Source organism: Pseudonocardia adelaidensis (assembly GCF_039543345.1).
GTDB classification, from domain to species: Bacteria; Actinomycetota; Actinomycetes; order Mycobacteriales; family Pseudonocardiaceae; genus Pseudonocardia; species Pseudonocardia adelaidensis.
Genome location: NZ_BAABJO010000007.1, coordinates 19,911 through 37,850 on the forward strand (window position 1 = coordinate 19,911; position 17,940 = coordinate 37,850).

14 protein-coding genes are annotated in these 17,940 nt (G+C 73.8%); 9 read left to right on the forward strand and 5 right to left on the reverse strand.

Translation table 11 applies throughout. The features are described from left to right. Positions 1-5 precede the first annotated feature (5 nt). On the reverse strand, positions 6-653 hold the full coding sequence (locus ABEA81_RS10715) for a VC0807 family protein (RefSeq protein ID WP_345604790.1): 648 nt from the start codon (positions 651-653) through the stop codon (positions 6-8). A 185-nt stretch (positions 654-838) separates the two neighbouring features. Between ABEA81_RS10715 and ABEA81_RS10720 the strand changes: the two genes are divergently transcribed. Then, positions 839-1,273: a GtrA family protein gene (locus tag ABEA81_RS10720; RefSeq protein ID WP_345604791.1), complete on the forward strand. Its 435-nt coding sequence runs from the start codon at positions 839-841 to the stop codon at positions 1,271-1,273. Further along, positions 1,270-2,268, forward strand: coding sequence for a glutathione S-transferase family protein (locus tag ABEA81_RS10725; RefSeq protein WP_345604792.1), 999 nt, complete (start codon positions 1,270-1,272; stop codon positions 2,266-2,268). The genes ABEA81_RS10720 and ABEA81_RS10725 overlap by 4 nt, the downstream gene beginning before the upstream one ends. Positions 2,269-2,275: 7 nt before the next feature. On the opposite strand, the gene ABEA81_RS10730 is transcribed toward ABEA81_RS10725, so the two are convergent. Continuing rightward, positions 2,276-2,683, reverse strand: a complete 408-nt coding sequence (locus ABEA81_RS10730) for a PIN domain-containing protein (RefSeq protein WP_345604793.1) — start codon at positions 2,681-2,683, stop codon at positions 2,276-2,278. Continuing rightward, complete coding sequence (locus ABEA81_RS10735; RefSeq protein WP_345604794.1) at positions 2,680-2,928, reverse strand: AbrB/MazE/SpoVT family DNA-binding domain-containing protein; 249 nt, start codon at positions 2,926-2,928, stop codon at positions 2,680-2,682. The genes ABEA81_RS10730 and ABEA81_RS10735 overlap by 4 nt, the downstream gene beginning before the upstream one ends. Positions 2,929-3,000: 72 nt before the next feature. Here ABEA81_RS10735 and ABEA81_RS10740 point away from each other — a divergent pair, with 72 nt between their 5' ends. Further along, the gene (locus tag ABEA81_RS10740) at positions 3,001-4,131 is read left to right on the forward strand and encodes a glycoside hydrolase family 3 N-terminal domain-containing protein (RefSeq protein ID WP_345604795.1); all 1,131 of its coding nucleotides are present in this window, start codon (positions 3,001-3,003) and stop codon (positions 4,129-4,131) included. Between the two features lie 91 nt (positions 4,132-4,222). Here ABEA81_RS10740 and ABEA81_RS10745 read toward each other — a convergent pair whose 3' ends face one another. Continuing rightward, positions 4,223-9,805: an ATP-binding protein gene (locus ABEA81_RS10745; RefSeq protein ID WP_425570519.1), complete on the reverse strand. Its 5,583-nt coding sequence runs from the start codon at positions 9,803-9,805 to the stop codon at positions 4,223-4,225. 163 nt (positions 9,806-9,968) lie between these two features. Between ABEA81_RS10745 and ABEA81_RS10750 the strand changes: the two genes are divergently transcribed. Together ABEA81_RS10750 and ABEA81_RS10755 are read left to right on the forward strand one after the other, a co-directional pair. Then, complete coding sequence (locus ABEA81_RS10750) at positions 9,969-10,838, forward strand: alpha/beta fold hydrolase (RefSeq protein WP_345604797.1); 870 nt, start codon at positions 9,969-9,971, stop codon at positions 10,836-10,838. Between the two features lies 1 nt (position 10,839). Continuing rightward, positions 10,840-11,205 carry a VOC family protein gene (locus ABEA81_RS10755; protein ID WP_345604798.1) on the forward strand — a complete coding sequence of 122 codons (366 nt, stop codon included), beginning with the start codon at positions 10,840-10,842 and terminating at the stop codon, positions 11,203-11,205. Between the two features lie 126 nt (positions 11,206-11,331). Here ABEA81_RS10755 and ABEA81_RS10760 read toward each other — a convergent pair whose 3' ends face one another. Beyond that, positions 11,332-12,759, reverse strand: a complete 1,428-nt coding sequence (locus ABEA81_RS10760; RefSeq protein WP_345604799.1) for an MFS transporter — start codon at positions 12,757-12,759, stop codon at positions 11,332-11,334. A gap of 231 nt (positions 12,760-12,990) precedes the next feature. On the opposite strand from ABEA81_RS10760, the gene ABEA81_RS10765 reads away from it, so the two are divergent. The 4 genes from ABEA81_RS10765 (at position 12,991) to ABEA81_RS10780 (ending at position 17,938) form a co-directional block, all read left to right on the forward strand. Further along, complete coding sequence (locus ABEA81_RS10765; RefSeq protein ID WP_425570520.1) at positions 12,991-14,325, forward strand: ATP-dependent 6-phosphofructokinase; 1,335 nt, start codon at positions 12,991-12,993, stop codon at positions 14,323-14,325. 72 nt (positions 14,326-14,397) lie between these two features. After that, positions 14,398-15,207 (forward strand): MBL fold metallo-hydrolase, encoded by an 810-nt coding sequence (locus ABEA81_RS10770; protein ID WP_345605051.1) that lies wholly within the window; start codon positions 14,398-14,400, stop codon positions 15,205-15,207. Further along, positions 15,204-15,815, forward strand: a complete 612-nt coding sequence (locus tag ABEA81_RS10775; RefSeq protein ID WP_345604800.1) for a DedA family protein — start codon at positions 15,204-15,206, stop codon at positions 15,813-15,815. Before ABEA81_RS10770 ends, ABEA81_RS10775 begins: the two co-directional genes overlap by 4 nt. After that, on the forward strand, positions 15,815-17,938 hold the full coding sequence (locus ABEA81_RS10780) for a phage holin family protein (protein WP_345604801.1): 2,124 nt from the start codon (positions 15,815-15,817) through the stop codon (positions 17,936-17,938). Before ABEA81_RS10775 ends, ABEA81_RS10780 begins: the two co-directional genes overlap by 1 nt. Positions 17,939-17,940 lie beyond the last annotated feature (2 nt).

A 17,940-nucleotide genomic window follows, 5' to 3' on the forward strand; every position in this document is an offset into this window, starting at 1 on the left:
TGACCTTACGACCGCTTCGGGCGGTGGCGCTTCACGGTGGCGAGCGTCCAGAGGATCAGCAACCCCATGGCGGCGAAGCGCAGCAGCTGCGAGAGCCCGGCCGCGGTGTCCACGGGCAGGGTGTAGGCCACGACCACGCGGGCCACCGCCTCGACCAGCATACCGGCGCCCCAGCCGGCGGTCAGCATCCGGAACGTGCGCCGGAATCCCGGCGAGTGGCGCCACAGCCGGTCCAGCTCGCCGCGGTGGGCGGGCCGGAACCGCGCCGCGGCGTGCCAGATCATCGGCCGGCCGAACGCGCAGGTCCCGAGGAAGATCAGCCCCGCGACGGCGGTGCTGAACGACTCCTTCGCCACGAGGAAGCGGGCGTCTCCGGTCATCAGCGCGAAGCCGAGCCCCACCCCGAACTCGGCGAGCATGAAGGCGGCGAAGCCGTCGAAGCGGCGGGTGCGCAGCCACACGTACGCGATGCGCAGGCCCGCGGTCACCGTGCCGCCGAGCAGCGCCACGTACGGCGATGCGCCGAGGGCGCGCAGTCCGTAGTACGCCACCAGGCTCAGCCCGATGTCCCAGAAGAGTCCGAGGAACATCGACCACTGGGGCGTGGCCTTCTCCGAGCCGGGTGCGGGGGAGCGGTACGACGTGCGATCCATGCCCCGAAGACTGCAGGCCGCGAAGCCCTGGCGCCCACGACGGCGGTCACGACTCCGACGTGACATCCGTCAGGCCCGGAATGACGCTCCGTTCAGAGCGTTCCCACAGGTGAGCGACAGCGCGTCCCTCCCCCCGGATGAGATAAAAAGGATCAACGGGGGAAGCCGGGAAGGGTGTGGTGCGGATGGTGAGCCCGCTCGTCGTGGCGGCTCGATTCCGGCTGCGCCACCCGTTCTTCGTGCAGGTCGTCCGCTACATGATGGTGGGAGGCCTCGGCACCGCGGTCAGCGCCGCCGCGTTCCTGTCGCTGCGCACCGCCGGGCTGGAGGCGGTGCCGGCGAACCTCGTCGCGCTGCTCGTGAGCACGGCAGTGAGCACGGAGGCGAACCGCCGGTTCACGTTCGGTGGAACGGTCGTGCACCGCTGGCGCTCGCGCGTCCAGGTCGGCGGCACCGTCCTGTTCTACGCGTTCTACAGCTCGGCCGTCCTGTTGCTGCTCGGGCTGGTCGTCGACGCGCCGACGCCGGTGCAGGAGACCGTCGCGCTCGCCGCGGCGAGCGTTCTGGGCGGAGCCGGCCGATTCCTCGTGCTGCGTTACTGGGTATTCCTCCAGTCATGACCGCAACCCAGTCCAGCACCGAAGCCTTCCACCGCGAGCCCGTCGCGCTCACCGAACGGATCACCTCCGACGGGTCGTCGGCGTGGCCGGTCGAGCCGGGGCGGTACCGGCTGGTCGTCGCCAGGGCGTGCCCGTGGGCGAACCGCAGTGTGATCGTCCGGCGGCTGCTCGGGTTGGAACCGGTTCTGTCGATGGGCATCGCAGGCCCGCTGCACGACGAGCGGAGCTGGCGGTTCCACAACGACCCCGACAACCGCGACCCCGTGCTCGGCATCGAGTACCTGCGCGAGGCCTACGAGGCAGCCCAGCCCGGCTTCGACGCCGGGGTCACCGTCCCGACCGTCGTCGAGATCGCGAGCGGCAGGGCGGTGACCAACAACTTCCAGGCCCTCACGCTCGACCTGTCCACCCAGTGGCGTGCGTACCACCGCGAGGGTGCCCCCGACCTGTACCCCGAGGCGCACCGGGCCGAGATCGACGAGATCAACGACGCCGTCTACCACGACGTCAACAACGGCGTCTACAAGTGCGGGTTCGCCAAGGGGCAGGAGGCCTACGAGAAGGCCTACCGGGTGCTGTTCGAGCGGCTCGACGCGCTGTCCGAGCGCCTGACCGCCCGCCGCTACCTGGTCGGCGACACGATCACCGAGGCCGACATCCGGCTGTGGGTCACGCTCGTCCGGTTCGACGCCGTCTACCACGGCCACTTCAAGTGCAACCGGGAGAAGCTCGCCGAGATGCCGGTGCTGTGGGCCTATGCGCGGGACCTGTTCCAGACCCCCGGCTTCGGCGACACGATCGACTTCCAGCAGATCAAGCAGCACTACTACGGCGTGCACGCCGAGATCAACCCCACCGGGATCGTCCCGCTCGGCCCCGACCCCCGCGGCTGGCTCACCTCGCACGGGCGCGAGGAGCTGGGCGGGCGCCCGTTCGGCGACGGCACCCCGCCCGGTCCGCCGCCGGAGGGGGAGCGGGTGCCCCCGATCGCCTGAGCCGGCCTCAACCGCCGAGCAACTCGTACTCGACGCCCGCTGCCTCGTACGTCTTGGCCGCCCGCTGATCGAGGCTCAGTAGCACCGCGCCGCCGCGTTGCGCGGCGAGTGCGACGACGAGGTCGTAGATGGCCCCACCCGCGATCCCGCCTCGCACGGCGATGTCGAGGACGTCCGTCGACGGCGTACTCGCCAGTCGCGGCACCGAGCCGGGAAAGTGACCGTCGAGGAAGGCCGTGACGAGGTGCGCCGGCACCCGGCGGGGAGGCGGGAGCCGGGTGAGGACGGAGAAGGTCTCGACCGCCACATGATCGACGATCGCGCCCCCCCGGCGAACTGCCGCGGCCGCTGCGCCGTGGTCGGTGTGCCATCGCGCGAACGCGGCGATCAGCACCGATGTGTCACACGTGATCACCTGCGCGTGCGTTCCAGCAGGTCACGTACCTCGGACGCAGTCAGGGCCGGGGCGTCGCCGTCCGCGACCTCAGCGGCGAGGAACCCGTCGCGCTCGACGAGCTGAACGGGGTCGGAAACCGGCTCGATCTCGATCCGTCCGTCGTGTTCGGTGATCTCGAGTTCCTGCCCGGGCTCGAGCGACGCCGCCTGACGCAGCTGCTTCGGGATGACCACCCGGCCTGCCGCGTCGATGGTAGTTCGCATGGCAGAAATCTACCATTTTCTGGCGCAGGCCCGGATCCGGGCAGCCGGTCGATCGGAGGAAGATGGGCCGGGATGACGGTTCGCAAGTCGCTCGTCGTGCTGCTCGCGGCGCTGGCAGGGGTGGTCCTCGCGGCGGCCCCGGCGGCCGCGACCCCGGCTCCGCCGCCTCCACCGCCGCTCACGGGGGAACACCTGGGGCCCGACCGGCTCCCGCACTGCGCGGACGTCGTGCGGACGATGTCGCCGCGGGACAAGCTCGCCCAGCGGCTGATGGTCGGAGTCGAGGCCACCGATCCGCGCGCAGTCGCGGAGACCGTGCGCACCACGCAGGTGGGCGCGATCTTCGTCGGTGGCAACGCCACCGCGCTGCTCACCGACCAGGCGCTGCGCGGGGTGCAGGCCATGGCGCGGATCCCGCTCGCCGTGGCCGTCGACGACGAGGGCGGGCGCGTCCAGCGCATCGACACCCTCGACGGCGAGCTGCCCAGCGCCCGCGCCATGGCCCGGACCCGGACCCCGGACCAGGTGCGCGAGCTGGGTGAGCAGCGCGGGCGGGAGCAGCTCGCGCGGGGCATCACGATGAACCTCGCCCCGACCGTCGACGTGACCGGCCGATCCCCCGCCATCGGCGACCGCTCCTTCGGCGACGACCCGGAGACGGTCGCGAGCTACGCCGCCGCGTTCGCCGAGGGGCAGCGGGCTGCGGGCGTCTACACCGTGCTCAAGCACTTCCCCGGGCACGGGCGCGCGGACGGCGACTCGCACAAGGGGCGCGTCACCACCCCGGCGTTGGCCGACATGCGCGCCGACGACATGCGGCCCTATGCCGCCCTGCTCGGGCCCGGCCGCCCCCTCGCCGACGGCCGCACGGGCGTGCTCGTCGGGCACCTGGACGTGCCCGGTCTCACCAGCGACCTGCCCAGCTCGCTCACCCCCGAGGTGTACGCGCTCCTGCGCCAGGAGATCGGCTTCGACGGCCTCGTGCTCACCGACGACCTGGGCGCCATGGAGGCCGTCACCGACGAGTTCACCCTGCCCCAGGCCGTCGAGCGCGCCCTGGAGGCGGGGGCGGACATGGCGCTGTGGTCCAGCGGCGGCCGCGTCACCCCGGTGCTGGACCACCTGGAGCATGCCGGCCTCGACCCCGCCGCCACGGACACAGCCGTGACGAGGGTGCTGCGCGCCAAGCGGGTGTGCTCCTGACGAGCGGGCGGTCCCGGCGCCGGCGAGGATCCCGACGCCAGCATGGTGGCCATGCTGCCGTGTTACGCCAGCAAAGCCACCATGCTGGCATTCAGGGGCGCGTGGTGCCGGCCCGCTCCATCCCCCTGCGGACGGCATCCGCCAGGTAGGGGCGCAGGCCCTTCGCCGGCACGATCACGTCCACCGAGTCCACGCGCTGGGCGCGTTCCACGCTGTGGGCGGTGTCGAACTCGTCCGCCACCTGGCCCAGCACCTCCGCCCGCACGCCGGGGCGCAGGGTCGCGAGCTCGTTGGTGAGCCGGGCGGCCTCCTCCTCCGCGCCGTTCTGGCGGGCCTCGGCGATGCGGGCCTCCAGGTCGGCGACGCGCGGGTCGGCGGCCGTGCGCTTGTTGACCTCCCCGGCGAACACCACGGCCGCGGCGGGCGCGCCGCCGATGACCGAGGCGTACGAGCCCTCGACGGCGGCGACCTCCATGTTGTCGTTGAGGGTGCCGCTGAACACCACGTACGCGCCCCCGTGGTAGCGGGAGACCACGCAGAACACGATCGGGCCGTCGAAGTTCACGACGGCCCGGCCGATCTCCGCGCCGTACTCCAGCTGCAGCTGGCGCAGCGACTCCGGCGAGCCGTCGAAGCCCGACAGGTTCGCGAGGATCACGAGCGGGCGGTTGCCGCTCGCGGCGTTGATCCCGCGCGCCATCTTCTTCGACGACCTCGGGAACAGCGTGCCCGCCGTGAACGTGGTCGGCCCGTCCATCGGAAGCAGCCCGCGCCGGGGCAGGGGCCGGGACTCGACGCCGATCAGGGAGATCGGCTGGCCGCCGAGGTGCGCGTCGAGCACGACGACGCCGTCGGCGTCGATCATGTCGATCCAGCGTTCGAGCGTGGGGTGGTCGGCGTCGGCCACCGCGCGCAGCAGCGAGCGGATGTCGAACGGCTTCTTGCGCTCCGGGTTGGCGGAGAAGATCTCCCCGACCCGGGTGAAGTCGCATCCGGGGCCCGAGTGCGGCGAGTCGGAGATGTCGCGGTCCACCGGGTCGGTCGTCGGCGCCGGACGGGGGAAGCGCTCGCCGGGCGCGCGGTAGGTGTGCTCGTAGTGGGCGAGCAGCACGTCCACCGCCCCGGACAGGTCGGGCGCCCAGTACTGCGCCTGCCCGTTCGGGCCCATGATCCGGTCGTACCCGCCGATGCCGAAGTTGTCCTCGGCGGAGACGCCACCCGAGTAGTCGAGGGCCTGCTTGCCGGTGAGCACCATCGCGCTGTCCGGCGTCATCACGAGGATGCCCTTGGTGTGCATGAGCATCGTGGCCTCGGCGTTCCAGTACGGCTGGGCGCCGACGTTGATCCCGGTGACGACGATGTTGATCTCGCCGCCCTCCTGGGTGAACTCGACGATCCCGCGCAGGGCCCTGGCGATCCAGTCCATGTTCTCCACGCCGGAGTCCATGGCGATCTTCGCGCCGGCCGACACCGCGAACCACTCGATCGGCGCGTCGAGGCGGCGCGCGAGCTCGATCGCGGCGAGCACGCGGGCGCATTCCGGCTCGGCGAGCGCGCCGAGTGCCTTGGTGGGATCGCCGATGAGCACGACGCGCGTCATGCCCTCGGGGTAGCGCCGCGTCGGCGTCGTGACGGTGCCGAGCACGATGTTCGCCGTGTTCTGCCCCGGCGGCCGCTCCACGACGACGGGAGCGCCGTCCGGGCCGAGGTCGTACTCGGTGAAGGTGCCGTTCGGGCCGCCGCGGTCCGGGCTGCGCTGCAGCATCGGCACCAGCTCGTACGGGTAGACGGCGCCGCGCCTGCGGGCCCGGATCACCTTCTGCGCGTACGCGTCCAGCTCGCGCATCGGCTCCGTCGGCGGCTCGGTGACCTGCACGGTGAGCCCGGCACCCGGCGGGCGCGACATCCGCAGCAGGTACTCCTTCGGCTCGCCACCGCGCGGAGCGTCAGCGGAGCGCGCATCAGCACTGCCGTCCCCGACGTGCCGGAACTGGACGACGACCTGCTCGAGGCCGAGCCCTTCCGACCGGGGCGCCAGTACCCGGACCACGGAGTCGAGCTCCTCGAAGGGCACGTCGACGACGGGCCAGACGTAGAGCAGCACCCGGTTCCAGTCGAGGCGCGCGTCCTCGCGGTTGGCGGCGCGGGCCGAGCGGACGGCGTCGAGGCAGGAGTCGAGGACCTGCTCCAGCTGGGGCAGCGCGCGGATGCGGCCCTCCCCGTTCTCGCCGTTGCGCAGCACGGTCAGCTCACGGACGTCCGACAGCGCGATGAGGCGCTTGTCGGCGGGCACGTTGCGGCCGACCGCGCGGAACAGGTGCACGTCGATCGGCGACGGCAGCCGGGTGAGCTCGAAGTCGGCGAGTCGCCACAGCCCGAGCCGTTCGGCGACCATCGGGTGCAGGCCGCGCAGCGTGCGGTCCTCCACCGGTCGCCGGTCCGGTCCGGCGACGAAGGTGAACCACGCCGACCGCTCGTCCCCGCGCGGGCGGCGCACCGCCACCGCGACGCGGGCGAGCCGCTCCGGGAGCCGCCCGAGCATCGCGCGGATCTTCTCCGACGACCGCTCCGGGTCGGCGTCGGGCGCCTCGCCCGCGATGATGTAGAGGTCGAGCAGCACCGTACTGCCCTCGGGCAGTTGCGCGATGATCCGCCGCAGGTCGCCCTGCACGGTCATCGGCTCGCCCCACGCGGGCGCGTCCGGGGCGGTGTGCACGGTGGTGGCGAGCACCGTGAGCTCCCGCCCGCCGTGCTCGTGGTACGCCGTGAGCAGCGGGCGTCCGCCGCGGTCGGTCACCCGCAGGTCGCGCAGGGTGCGGATGCGGTAGTAGCGCCGCGTCATCACCTCGAGCATCGCCGCGTGGTGCCGCGCGCCGAACACCCCGAGGATGGGTTCCCCCGCGGACACGATGCGGTCCATCTGCCGCGCCCGCACCGCGGGGTCGTCCGACAGCCGGTCCAGCTCCGCCCGCACCTCCGCCTGGCCCTCGGCGCGCTCGGCAGCGATCAGCGGCGCGTCGAACAGGGTGTAGCGCACCCGCCGGGCGAGGCTGCCGACCACCGGGTGCCGCAGCTGGGTGGCGGTGACGAGCCGGTCGAGCATGCGCTGGTAGTCCGTGCGCGCGGTGGGCGGGAGCGAGTCGGGGTGGCTCAGGCGCCATTCGAGGAGCTCCAGCACCACCGGCACGTGCGCGGTGGCGCGGCGGTGGGCGAGGAACATCCGGTACAGCGCGCTGTGCAGCGCGGCGGCCGACACGGAGTCCGACGGCGTGAGGTCGGGTACGTCGTAGTGCCCCAGCGCCCGGCGCAACCGGTCGCGGAACGACTCCGGCAGGCCCTCGGCGTCGGCGTCGCGCGAGCGCAGGAACGCGTACAGGTACTCCTGCGGGTTGCGCGCCTCCTCGCCGGCCGGGTCGACCTGCTGGGTCTCGTCCTCGGGGCCGCGGCGGTTGCGCGAGAGCGCGCACAGGTCGGCGAAGATGCGCAGCACGGCGGTCTCGCCCGCGAGCACGCCGGGGTCGTCCGGCGGGAGGTCCGCGCGGGCGGCGGAGAGCGCGGCGAGGAGCGGCTGGGCGTCACGTTCGTCGATGTCGTAGCCCAGTACCAGGAAGCGCAGCGACCGCAGCGCGTCGGCGGCCCGCGCGGCCGCGTCGGAGCCGGTGACCGGGGGGCCTGCCAGCTGGCTGAAGTCGGCCCGCTCGCCGGTGGCCGTCCCGACCGCGTCGCCCTCCGGCTCGAGACGGACGATCTTGGTGCCGCCGTCGACCTGGGTGTTGGCGGCCACCAGCACCTCACGCACCCGACCCGACACCGGGGCGCGCAGGGCCGTCTCCAACTTCATGCTCTCCACGACGGCCACGACGTCGCCCGCCTCGACGGCGTCGCCCGGCGCCACCGGGATCGCGACGATCACCGCGGGCGCGGGGGCCCTGACGAGGCCGGCCTCGCCGCCGGAGATCCGGTGCACGGCGCCGTCGACCTCGACGAGGAAGTCGGGGCCCTGCGGCACCGAGAGCACCGAGTAGGACTCCTCCGCCACCGTGAGCTTGCGCTCGAACCGGCCGGTGCGCTCCGCGTCGACGTCGACGGCCTTGCCGTCGAGCTCCACGTGGTAGCGCGTGCCGCGCGACTGGGCCACCCGCAGCCGGTACGACTCGCCCGCCGCCCGCACGTCCACCTGGTACCAGGTCTCGTGGCCGACCTCGGGGCGCCCGCGTTCCGCGGAGGCGAACAGCCGCTCGCGCTGGCGCGCCACGTGCGCGTCCTGCGCTTCCACGGCCGTGGCGAGCAGCGCGACGTCCAGCCGCCGCGGCGGCTCGTAGCCGTCGGCCATCATCCGGTCGAGCCAGGTGGTCTCGAGGTCGCCGGAGCGGACCTCGGGGCGGTCGAGCAGGTCGAGCAGGAACGCCTTGTTGGTGGTGCCGCCGTCGATCACGGCAGCGGTCTGCTTGAGCGCCCGCGAGAGCCGGGCCCGCGCCTCGTCGCGGTCGCGGCCCCACGCGATCACCTTGGCGATCATGGAGTCGAACTGCGGCGGGATCACGTCCCCGGAGGCGACCCCGGTGTCGACGCGGACGCCGGGCCCGCTGGGCAGCGCGAGGTGCTCGATCCGGCCCGGCGCCGGGGCGAAGCCCTGCTCGGGGTCCTCGGCGGTGAGCCGCGCCTCGATCGCGTGCCCGCGGGCGGGCGGGGCCTCGGGTGCGATGTCGGCGAGCTTGCCGCCCATGGCCACGTGCAGCTGCAGCTTGACGATGTCGACGCCCGTGGTGGCCTCGGTGACCGGGTGCTCGACCTGCAGCCGCGTGTTGACCTCGAGGAACGACAATAGCCGCTCCCGCGGCTCGTACAGGAACTCGACGGTGCCCGCGTTGACGTAGCCCGCGGCCCGGGCCAGCTCCGCGGCCGACGTGCGCAGCAGCTGCTCCTGCTCGGCGTCGAGCGCGGTGGAGGCCGACTCCTCGATCACCTTCTGGTTGCGCCGCTGCACCGAGCAGTCGCGCACGCCGAGCGTCCAGACGTCGCCGGACGCATCGGCGACGACCTGCACCTCGACGTGGCGCCCACCGGGGATCGCCCGCTCCAGGAACACGGTGGCGTCGCCCGCGGTCTTCGACGCCTCCGAGGTCGCGCGCTCGAAGGCGTCGGCGAGCTGGTCGGGGGAGTCGACCCGGCGGATGCCGCGGCCCCCGCCGCCCGCGGTTGCCTTGATCATCAGTGGGAAGCCGATCCGCTCGGCGTGCTCCCGTGCCTCCTCGGCGTCGGCCACCGGGCCGCCGCTCCAGGCGGCCATGGGGACGCCGACCTCCTCGGCCAGCACCTTCGACGCGATCTTGTCGCCGAGCCGCTCCATCACCTCGGGCGACGGGCCGATGAAGACGATCCCGAGCTCGCGGCACAGCCGGGCGAACTCGGCCTTCTCCGACACGAAGCCCCACCCGGGCCACACCGCGTCGGCGCGGGCGGCGCGCAGTCCGCTCTCGAGCTCGGCGTAGTCGAGGTAGGGGCTCGTGGCGAACGCCTGCTCGGGGTCCTCGGGACCGATCAGCACCGCCTCGTCGGCCTCGCGGACGAACATGGCGTGCCGGTCGACGGCGGTGTAGACCGCGATCGTGCGCAGCGGCGCGGTGCCGTTCCCCTCGGCGTTCCACTCCCGCACCGCGTGGATGAGGCGCATCGCCGGCTCGCCGCGGTTGACGATGGCGACCCGTTGGAACTGCGTCACGATCTTCTTCACTCCCGTCGCTGGTGGCCGGATGCACCGTACGCCGCGCCCACCCAACTCGACGCCACCCGCGTCGCACAACCGACAGGCGGGGGACGCCGGGCAGAATGTGGTGGTGCTCAACGGCTCAGTGCGCACGGCGAAGCGAGGCGGCCTGATCTTCGACGTGCGCGAGCTGGGGCCACCGGACGGCGATCCGGTCCTGCTCCTGCACGGGTTCCCCCAGCGGGGCGACTCATGGCACGCCGTCGCCACCCGGCTCGCCGAACGCGGCTACCGCACGCTCGCTCCGGACCAGCGCGGCTACTCGCCGCGGGCGCGGCCGGCCGGGCGCGACGCCTACCGGCTCGGCGAGATGGTGGACGATGCGCTCGCGGTGGTGGACGGTCTGGTCGGCCGGGCCGCGCGCGTCCACATCGTCGGGCACGACTGGGGCGCCGCCGTCGCCTGGCGGCTCGCGGCGCGGCACGGGGAGCGGGTCCGCACGCTGACCGCCGTGTCGGTGCCACCGCCCGCGGCCTACCTGCGTTCGCTCGTCACCACGCGGCAGGGGCTCGCGTCCTGGTACGTCTACGCGTTCCAGCTGCCCTGGCTGCCGGAGCGGCTGCTCGCCGCCAACGGCGGCCCGTTCTCCCGGCGGCTCGTGGCGGCGCTGCGCCGCACCGGCCAGTCGAAGGACGCGGCGCAGCGCGACGCGGCCGGCCTCGCCGACCCGGCGGCGCTCAGGGCCGCGCTGAACTGGTACCGCGGGATGTTCTCCGGACCGCCCGGCGACCCCGACCCGCCGGTGGGGGTGCCCACCCTGTTCGTCTGGAGCGACGGCGACACCGCCCTCACCCGGCAGTCCACCGAGCTGGTGCGGGACCACGTCGCCGGGCCGTTCCGCTACGCCGAGCTGCGCGGCGTGAGCCACTGGATCCCCGACGAGGCCCCCGACCAGCTGGCGGACCTCGTCCTCGAGCACCTCGCCGAGCACCCCGCCTGATATGGAGATCCTCTCGGGACGGGTGTTGCTGCGGCCCGTCGACATGCAGCGCAGCCTCGCGTTCTACCGCGACGTGCTCGGGCTCGCGATCGCCCGCGAGTTCCCCGGCGGCACCGTGTTCTTCCTCGGCGGCGGCTACCTGGAGCTCTCCGGGAGCGCCGATGCCCCGGCCGGCCCGGCCGTGGCGCTGTGGCTGCAGGTCCGCGACCTCGCGGCGGCCCACCGCGAGCTCGCCGGCCACGTCGTGCGCGAACCGCGCCAGGAGCCGTGGGGCCTGCACGAGATGTGGGTCACCGACCCGGACGGCACGAGGATCGTCCTGGTGCAGGTGCCGGAGGACCACCCGATCCGCCGCGACCCCCGCTGAGTTCGCGGGCGGCGTCGGCAGGTCGGTCGCACACCAACTCAGGTGCTGGCACGCCAACTGCAGTTGGTGTGTGGGCGCCGAGGTTGGTGTGTGGCGCTCCGGCGGCAGCCGCGGAACCGGCGCGGCTCAGGCCGCTTGCGCGGTACTCGGCTCCGCGGCCACCCGGAGGGAGGCGGCCACGGCGGCGCGGGGGGTGAGTGCGGCGATGGTGGCGCCCAGCGCCGCGGCGGCCGCGGCGGCGAGGTAGATCACCGTGTACGCGCCCGCCGCGGGCAGCAACCGGCCGGCGACGGTCGTCGTCAGGCCGGTGGCGATCGCCGCGACGAACGAGCTGCACGAGGACGTGCCGAGCATCCGCATGAGCGTGTTGAGGCTGTTGGCGGCTGCGGTCTCGGCGCGCGGCACCGAGTCCATGATCAGCAGGGGGATCGCGGAGTAGGCCAGCGCCGCGCCGATCGCGGTGGTGGTGCACGCCGCCACGATCAGCGGGAGCGATCCCGGCAGCGTCGCCATCAGCACGTTGCCCAGCGCGAGGATCGTGGCGCCGAGCACGAGCGTCGTGCGCGCGCCGCGGCGCCGCGAGACCCGGGCCGACACCGGGGAGAAGATCGTCATCGCCCCGCCGATCGGGAGCAGCGCGACGCCCGCCGCCACCAGGGACATGCCGAAGCCGTACCCGGTGGCGCGCGGCGCCTGCAGGATCTGCGTCGTCACGAGGAAGCTCGCGAACATCCCGAAGCCGACCGCGATGGACGCGACGTTCGTCCAGAGCACGGACGGGCGGGCGGAGACCCGCAGGTCGACGAGCGGCCGCCGGAGCCGCAGCTCCCAGGCGACCCACAGCGCGAAGACGACGGCGGCCGTGCCGAGCAGGCCGAGCACGAGCGCGCTGCCCCAGCCCCACTCGTTGCCCTTCGAGATCGCGAGCAGCAGGCAGACGAGCGCGGCCGACAGGCCGAGCGCCCCCAGCAGGTCGAACCGGCCGCCGGAGCGCAGGGGCGACTCCCGCACGACGAGGAGCACGAGGACGAACTGCACGGCGCCGAGCACCGCCGCCCCGACGAAGAGCCACCGCCAGCTCGCCTGCTGCGCCACGATGCCGGTGAGCGGCAGCCCGACCGCCCCGCCGATCCCCAGCGACGAGCTCATCAGCGCGATCCCGCTGCCGACGCGTTCCGGCGGGAGCACGTCGCGCATCACGCTGATGCCGAGCGCGATCACGCCCATCGCGACGCCCTGCAGCGCCCGCGCGGCGATGAGCACCCCGACGTTGGGGGCGACCGCGCCGAGCACCGAGCCCGCCGTGACGATCCCGAGCCCGGCGAGCAGGATCCGGCGCTTGCCGTACATGTCGCCGAGCCGCCCCATGACCGGCGCGCAGACGGCCGCCGCCACCAGCGTGGCCGTGACCAGCCAGGCCACCGTGCCCGGCGAGGCCGACAGCAGCTGTGGGAACTGCGGGAGCAGCGGCACGACCAGGGTCTGCATCAGCGAGACGGCCAACCCGCAGGACGCGAGCACCGTGATCACGAGCGCCGGGCGGGGGGAGGTCACCACATCAGATGAGCACGGGATCGTTGGCATTCGCAAGCATGTGGAATGGGGAACACCTCGACGGCCGGGCTGGTCCGCGCCGGCACGAGCGGGCATCCTGTAACGGTCAAGTAGACCGTCGTCCCCAGTGCCGCGGCGTGGTCGGACCTTGCTGTCGACGCAGGGAGCGCCGTGAGCACCGCCTTCTCAGACGAGCACGACGGCCCGGGCCACGAGGGCACCGTCGTCGAGCTGCCCCGCCTCGAGCCACCCCCCGACCTCACGATCAACACGCTGGGAACGGCCCGCATCACGTCCCCGATGGCGCCGTTGCTGGACGCCACGCGGACCACGGAGCACTACATCAACGAGCACGACCGCGTGCTGCTCGACGACACCCTCACCGGGATCTCCTCCCGCGGTGTGGCGCCGGACCAGCTGCCCGGCATGGAGCCGTGCGGCCCGCGCCGGAAGATCTTCTTCGACCCGGCCAAGACGCGCGCCGCGATCGTCACGTGCGGCGGGCTGTGCCCCGGGCTCAACGACGTGATCGCCGGCCTCGTCCGCACGCTGACCTACCACTACCGCGTGCGGCGCGTGGTCGGCATCCGCAACGGCTACCAGGGGTTCGTGGCGCGGTACGGCCACGACGTCGTCGACCTCACCCCGGAGTCGGTGCGCGACATCGCGACCGACGGCGGCACCGTGCTCGGCACCTCTCGCGGACCACAGGACCCCGAGGAGATCGTCGACTGCCTGGAGCGGCTGCACGTCAACATCCTGTTCGTGGTGGGTGGCGACGGCTCGATGCGCGGGGCGATGCAGATCGCGCGCACGATCGCCGACCGCGGCCTGCTGATCGCGGTCGTCGGCATCCCGAAGACGATCGACAACGACATCCCCTACATCGACCAGAGCTTCGGCTTCCAGACCGCGTTCAGCCTGGCCAGCGACGCCATCCGCGCCGCGCAGGTGGAGGCCAAGTCCACGGCGGGCGGCGTCGGGCTCGTCAAGCTGATGGGGCGGCACTCCGGCTTCATCGCCTGTTACGCGGCGCTCGCCCGCAGCGGCGCCGACGCCGTGCTGATCCCCGAGGTCCCGTTCGCGCTGGACGGCGAGCACGGCCTGCTGGCCCACGTCCGGCGCCGGGTCTCCGAGCGCGGGCACGCGGTGGTGGTCGTCGCCGAGGGCGCCGGCCAGGAGCTGCTCGGCGGGATTGACGAGGACGCGCGGGACGCGTCCGGCAACGCCCGGCTGCACGACATCGGGCCCTGGCTGCGCCGCCGCATCGCGGACCACTTCTCCGACGCGGGCATCGAGACCTCGATCCGCTACATCGACCCGAGCTACGCGATCCGCAGCGTCCCGGCCAACCCGTACGACTCGGTGTACTGCGTGCGGCTGTCGCAGGCGGCGGTGCACGCGGCGATGTCCGGGCGCACCGAGATGGTGGTGGGCCGCTACCGGCGCCGGTTCGTCCACATCCCGATGCACGTGGCGGTGAGCCGCCGCAACCAGGTCGACCCGCACGGCGACCTGTGGATGGCGGTGCTGGAGTCCACCGGCCAGCCGGCCCGCTTCGCCTGATCCCGACCCGTGAGTGGAAACGAGGCCTGGAGCACTCGTATCCACTCACGGGTGGGCAGTGATACTGGGGGTGTGCACGGGCTCGCGATGCGCTTCCTCGGCCACTCCACCGTGCGGCTGGAGCTGGCCGGATCGGTCGTGCTCACCGACCCGCTGCTCACCGGCGGCGTCGGCCCGCTGCGCCGGGTGAACCCGCAGCCCGATCGCGCCCACTTCGCCGACACCGACCTGGTGCTGCTGTCCCACCTCCACGGCGACCACCTGCACCTGCCGTCGCTGGGCCTGCTCCCGCGCACGGCGCGCGTGGTGGTGCCCCGGGGCGCCGGGCGGTGGTTGCGCGGGCGCGGCATCCGCAACGTCGAGGAGCTCGCCCCCGGCGAGGAGCTCGAGCACGGCGGCCTGCGGGTACACGGGGTGCCCGCCGTCCACAGCGGGCACCGGTTCGGGCCGCGCTCCACGCGTGGGCCGCAGGCCGCGGCGATGGGGCACGTCATCGAGTCCGCGAGCCACCGGGTCTACGCGGCGGGCGACACGGACCTGTTCCCCGGCATGGCGACGTTCGGCCCCCTGCACGCCGCGTTGTTGCCGGTGTGGGGGTGGGGGCTCACGCTGGGGCCCGGCCACCTCGACCCGCAGCGCGCCGCCGAGGCCGTCGGGCTGTTGCGGCCGCGGGTGGCCGTGCCGGTCCACTGGGGCACGCTCGCCATGAGCGGCCTGCCGCGGCTCCCGGGGCGGGTCGGCGCGCGGATGCGCGAGCTGCTCGTCGAGCCGCCGCAGCGGTTCGCCGCGGCCGTGGCGGCGGCGGGGGAGCGCACGCGGGTGCTGGTGACGCAACCGGGCGCCGCGGTCGCTCCGGACGGGGCACAGCCGGTGGTGCGATGACCACCGCGCAGGCGGCGGGCTGGACGGACCCGTCCGCGCTCGGCTACTCCGCGCTCTTCGGCGGTGTGCTGATCGGCTCGATCATCCCGATCGTCCCCACCGGGGCCGTCGTGGGTGCCGCCGCGGCGGTCGCCGTGACCACCGGCGCCCTGTCGCTCCCCCTCGTGCTCCTGCTCTCGGTGCTCGGGGCGCTCCTCGGCGACTTCGTCACGTTCGCCTTCGCCCACGCGGGCAGCTCGGTCGCCCAGCGCTGGGTGACCGGGCGCCAGTCGCCGGAACGGCTGGCGGCGGTGCGGGCGCAGTTCGAGCGGCGGGGGGCCGTGATCGTCGTCATCGGACGGCTGATGCCGGCCGGCCGGATCCCGGTGCTGCTCGCGGCGGGTGCGCTCGAGTACCCGTGGCGGCGCCTCGTGCCCGCCGCGGTCCTCGGGTGCATCCTCTGGGCGGTTGCGTACGCGCTGCTGGGAGTGCTGTCCGGCGGGCTGTTCGACGACCCGGTGCTCGCCACCACGCTGGCGGCGCTGCTGGTGCTCGTGCTGGCCGGGATCGGCTCGCTGGTGTCCGCGTGGCTCCGGCGCAGGCGCGCCCGCGCGGGTGCGGTGCGGTGATGGCGCCGACGGGAGGCGGGCGGCTCGTTCGCGGTGGGCGCGTGGTCGCGCGCGTGCTGCTCGTGTGGCTGCTCGCGGTGGGCGCCCTGCGGCTGCTCGACGCCTGGCTCACCGGGTTCTCGATGCCCGAGTGGTGGCAGCCCACGGTCTGCGCGCTCCTGTTCGGCGTGCTGAGCGCGGTGGTGTGGCCGCTGGTGCTGCGCGTCGCGCTGCCGGTGGCCGTGTTCACGCTGGGGATCGGCTCGTTCCTGCTGCTCGGCGCCGGGGTGCTGGCGATCTCCTTCGCCGTGCCCGGCGTGGTGATCACCGACTTCGGCACCGCCGTGGTGGTGGCCGTCGCGGTGGCGGCGCTCGGGTCGGTCGTCAGCAGCGTGGTGGGGCTCGACGAGGACGAGCTGTTCTTCCGGCGCACCGCGCGCCGCGGTGCCCGCGGCGACACGTCCGGTGACGAGACGATGCCGCCCGGGATGCTGCTCCTGCAGGTCGACGGGCTCGGCATCGACACGCTGCGCCGCGCCGTCCGCGACGGGGACATGCCTGCGCTCGCCCGCCTGCTCGACGACGGCAGCCACCTGCTCGCCGGCTGGCACACCGACTGGAGCTCGCAGACCGGTGCGAGCGTCTGCGGGATCCTGCACGGCGACAACAGCGACATCCTCGGCTTCCGCTGGTACGAGAAGGACCGCGACCACGTGATGGCGTGCTCCAGCCCGGAGGACGCCGCGGAGATCGAGCGCAGGCACTCCGACGGGTGCGGGCTGCTCGCCGTGGACGGCGCCGCGCGGGCGAGCCTCTTCACCGGCGACGCCGCGCACACCAGCCTCACGATGAGCGCACTGCCGCTGATCAGCGGGGCGGGCCGGCGCGGGCGCGGCCGGGACGGCGTCGGGGCCGGCTACTACGGCTACTTCGCCAACCCCGCCAACGCGTTGCGCACGGTCGTCGGCGCAGTGGTCGACGTCGCGCGGGAGATCTCGGCAGCCGTCCGGCAGCGGCGGGCCGGGGTGCGGCCGCGGGTGAGCAGGGGAGGGTTCTACCCCCTCGCCAGGGCGGGCACCACGGTGATCGCCCGCGACGTCGTGGTCTCGGCGATCATCGAGGACATGATGGCCGGCCGGGCCGTGGTCTACGCCGACTTCATGGGCTACGACGAGGTGGGCCACCACTCCGGGGTGGAGCGCTTCGACTCCCTCGCCGTGCTGCGCGGCATCGACCGGCAGATCGGCAGGCTGCACCGCGCCACCCAGCTCGCGCCCCGGCGCTACCACATCGTCGCGCTCTCCGACCACGGCCAGACCCAGGGCTGGGCCTTCGCCGACCGCTTCGGCGAGTCGATCGAGGCGCTGGTCGGGCGGCTGTGCGGGGAGCCCCAGCCGGACCCGCGCCGCGGATCGCACACCGGGTCGGCCCGCACGGCCGAGGGCTGGCAGGTCGACGCCGTGCTCGCCGAGGCGTCGTCCGGCGGCGGGCCGATCGCGCGCAGGTTGCGCGCCCGGGTCGAGCGCGCGGGGGCCGCCGAGCGGCCGCGCACGCCCAGTGGGGCCCCGGGCGCGGTGGCGCGGGTCGCGGCGGGGGTCGTGGTCGTCGGGTCCGGCCACCTCGCGATGGTGTCGTTCACCGAGCACGAGGGCCGGGTGGAGCTGGAGACGATCGAGCGCGAGTACCCGGAGCTGCTGCCATCGCTCGTCGACCACCCCGGCGTGGGTTTCGTCCTGGTGCGCAGCGCCGAGTTCGGGCCGGTCGTGCTCGGCCGCGACGGGCTGCGCAGGCTCGCCACCGACGTCGTCATCGGGGACGACCCGCTCGTGCCCTACGGCCCGCACGCCGCCGACCTGGTGCGCCGCGTCGACACCTTCCCGCACTGCGGCGACGTGATGATCAACAGCCGGTACGACCCGGCGCGCGACGAGGCATCCCCGTTCGAGCCGCACGTGGGCTCGCACGGCGGGCTGGGCGGGGCGCAGACACGGGGCTTCCTCCTGCACCCGGCCGAGCTGCCGCCGCCCGGCGAGATCGTCGGGGCGGAGGCACTGCACCGCGTGCTGCGGGGCTGGCTGAGCCACCTCGGCCACCCGGAGCCCGCGAGTGCCGGGCAGAAGTCGGTGCCCGCCGCCGCCGAATGAGA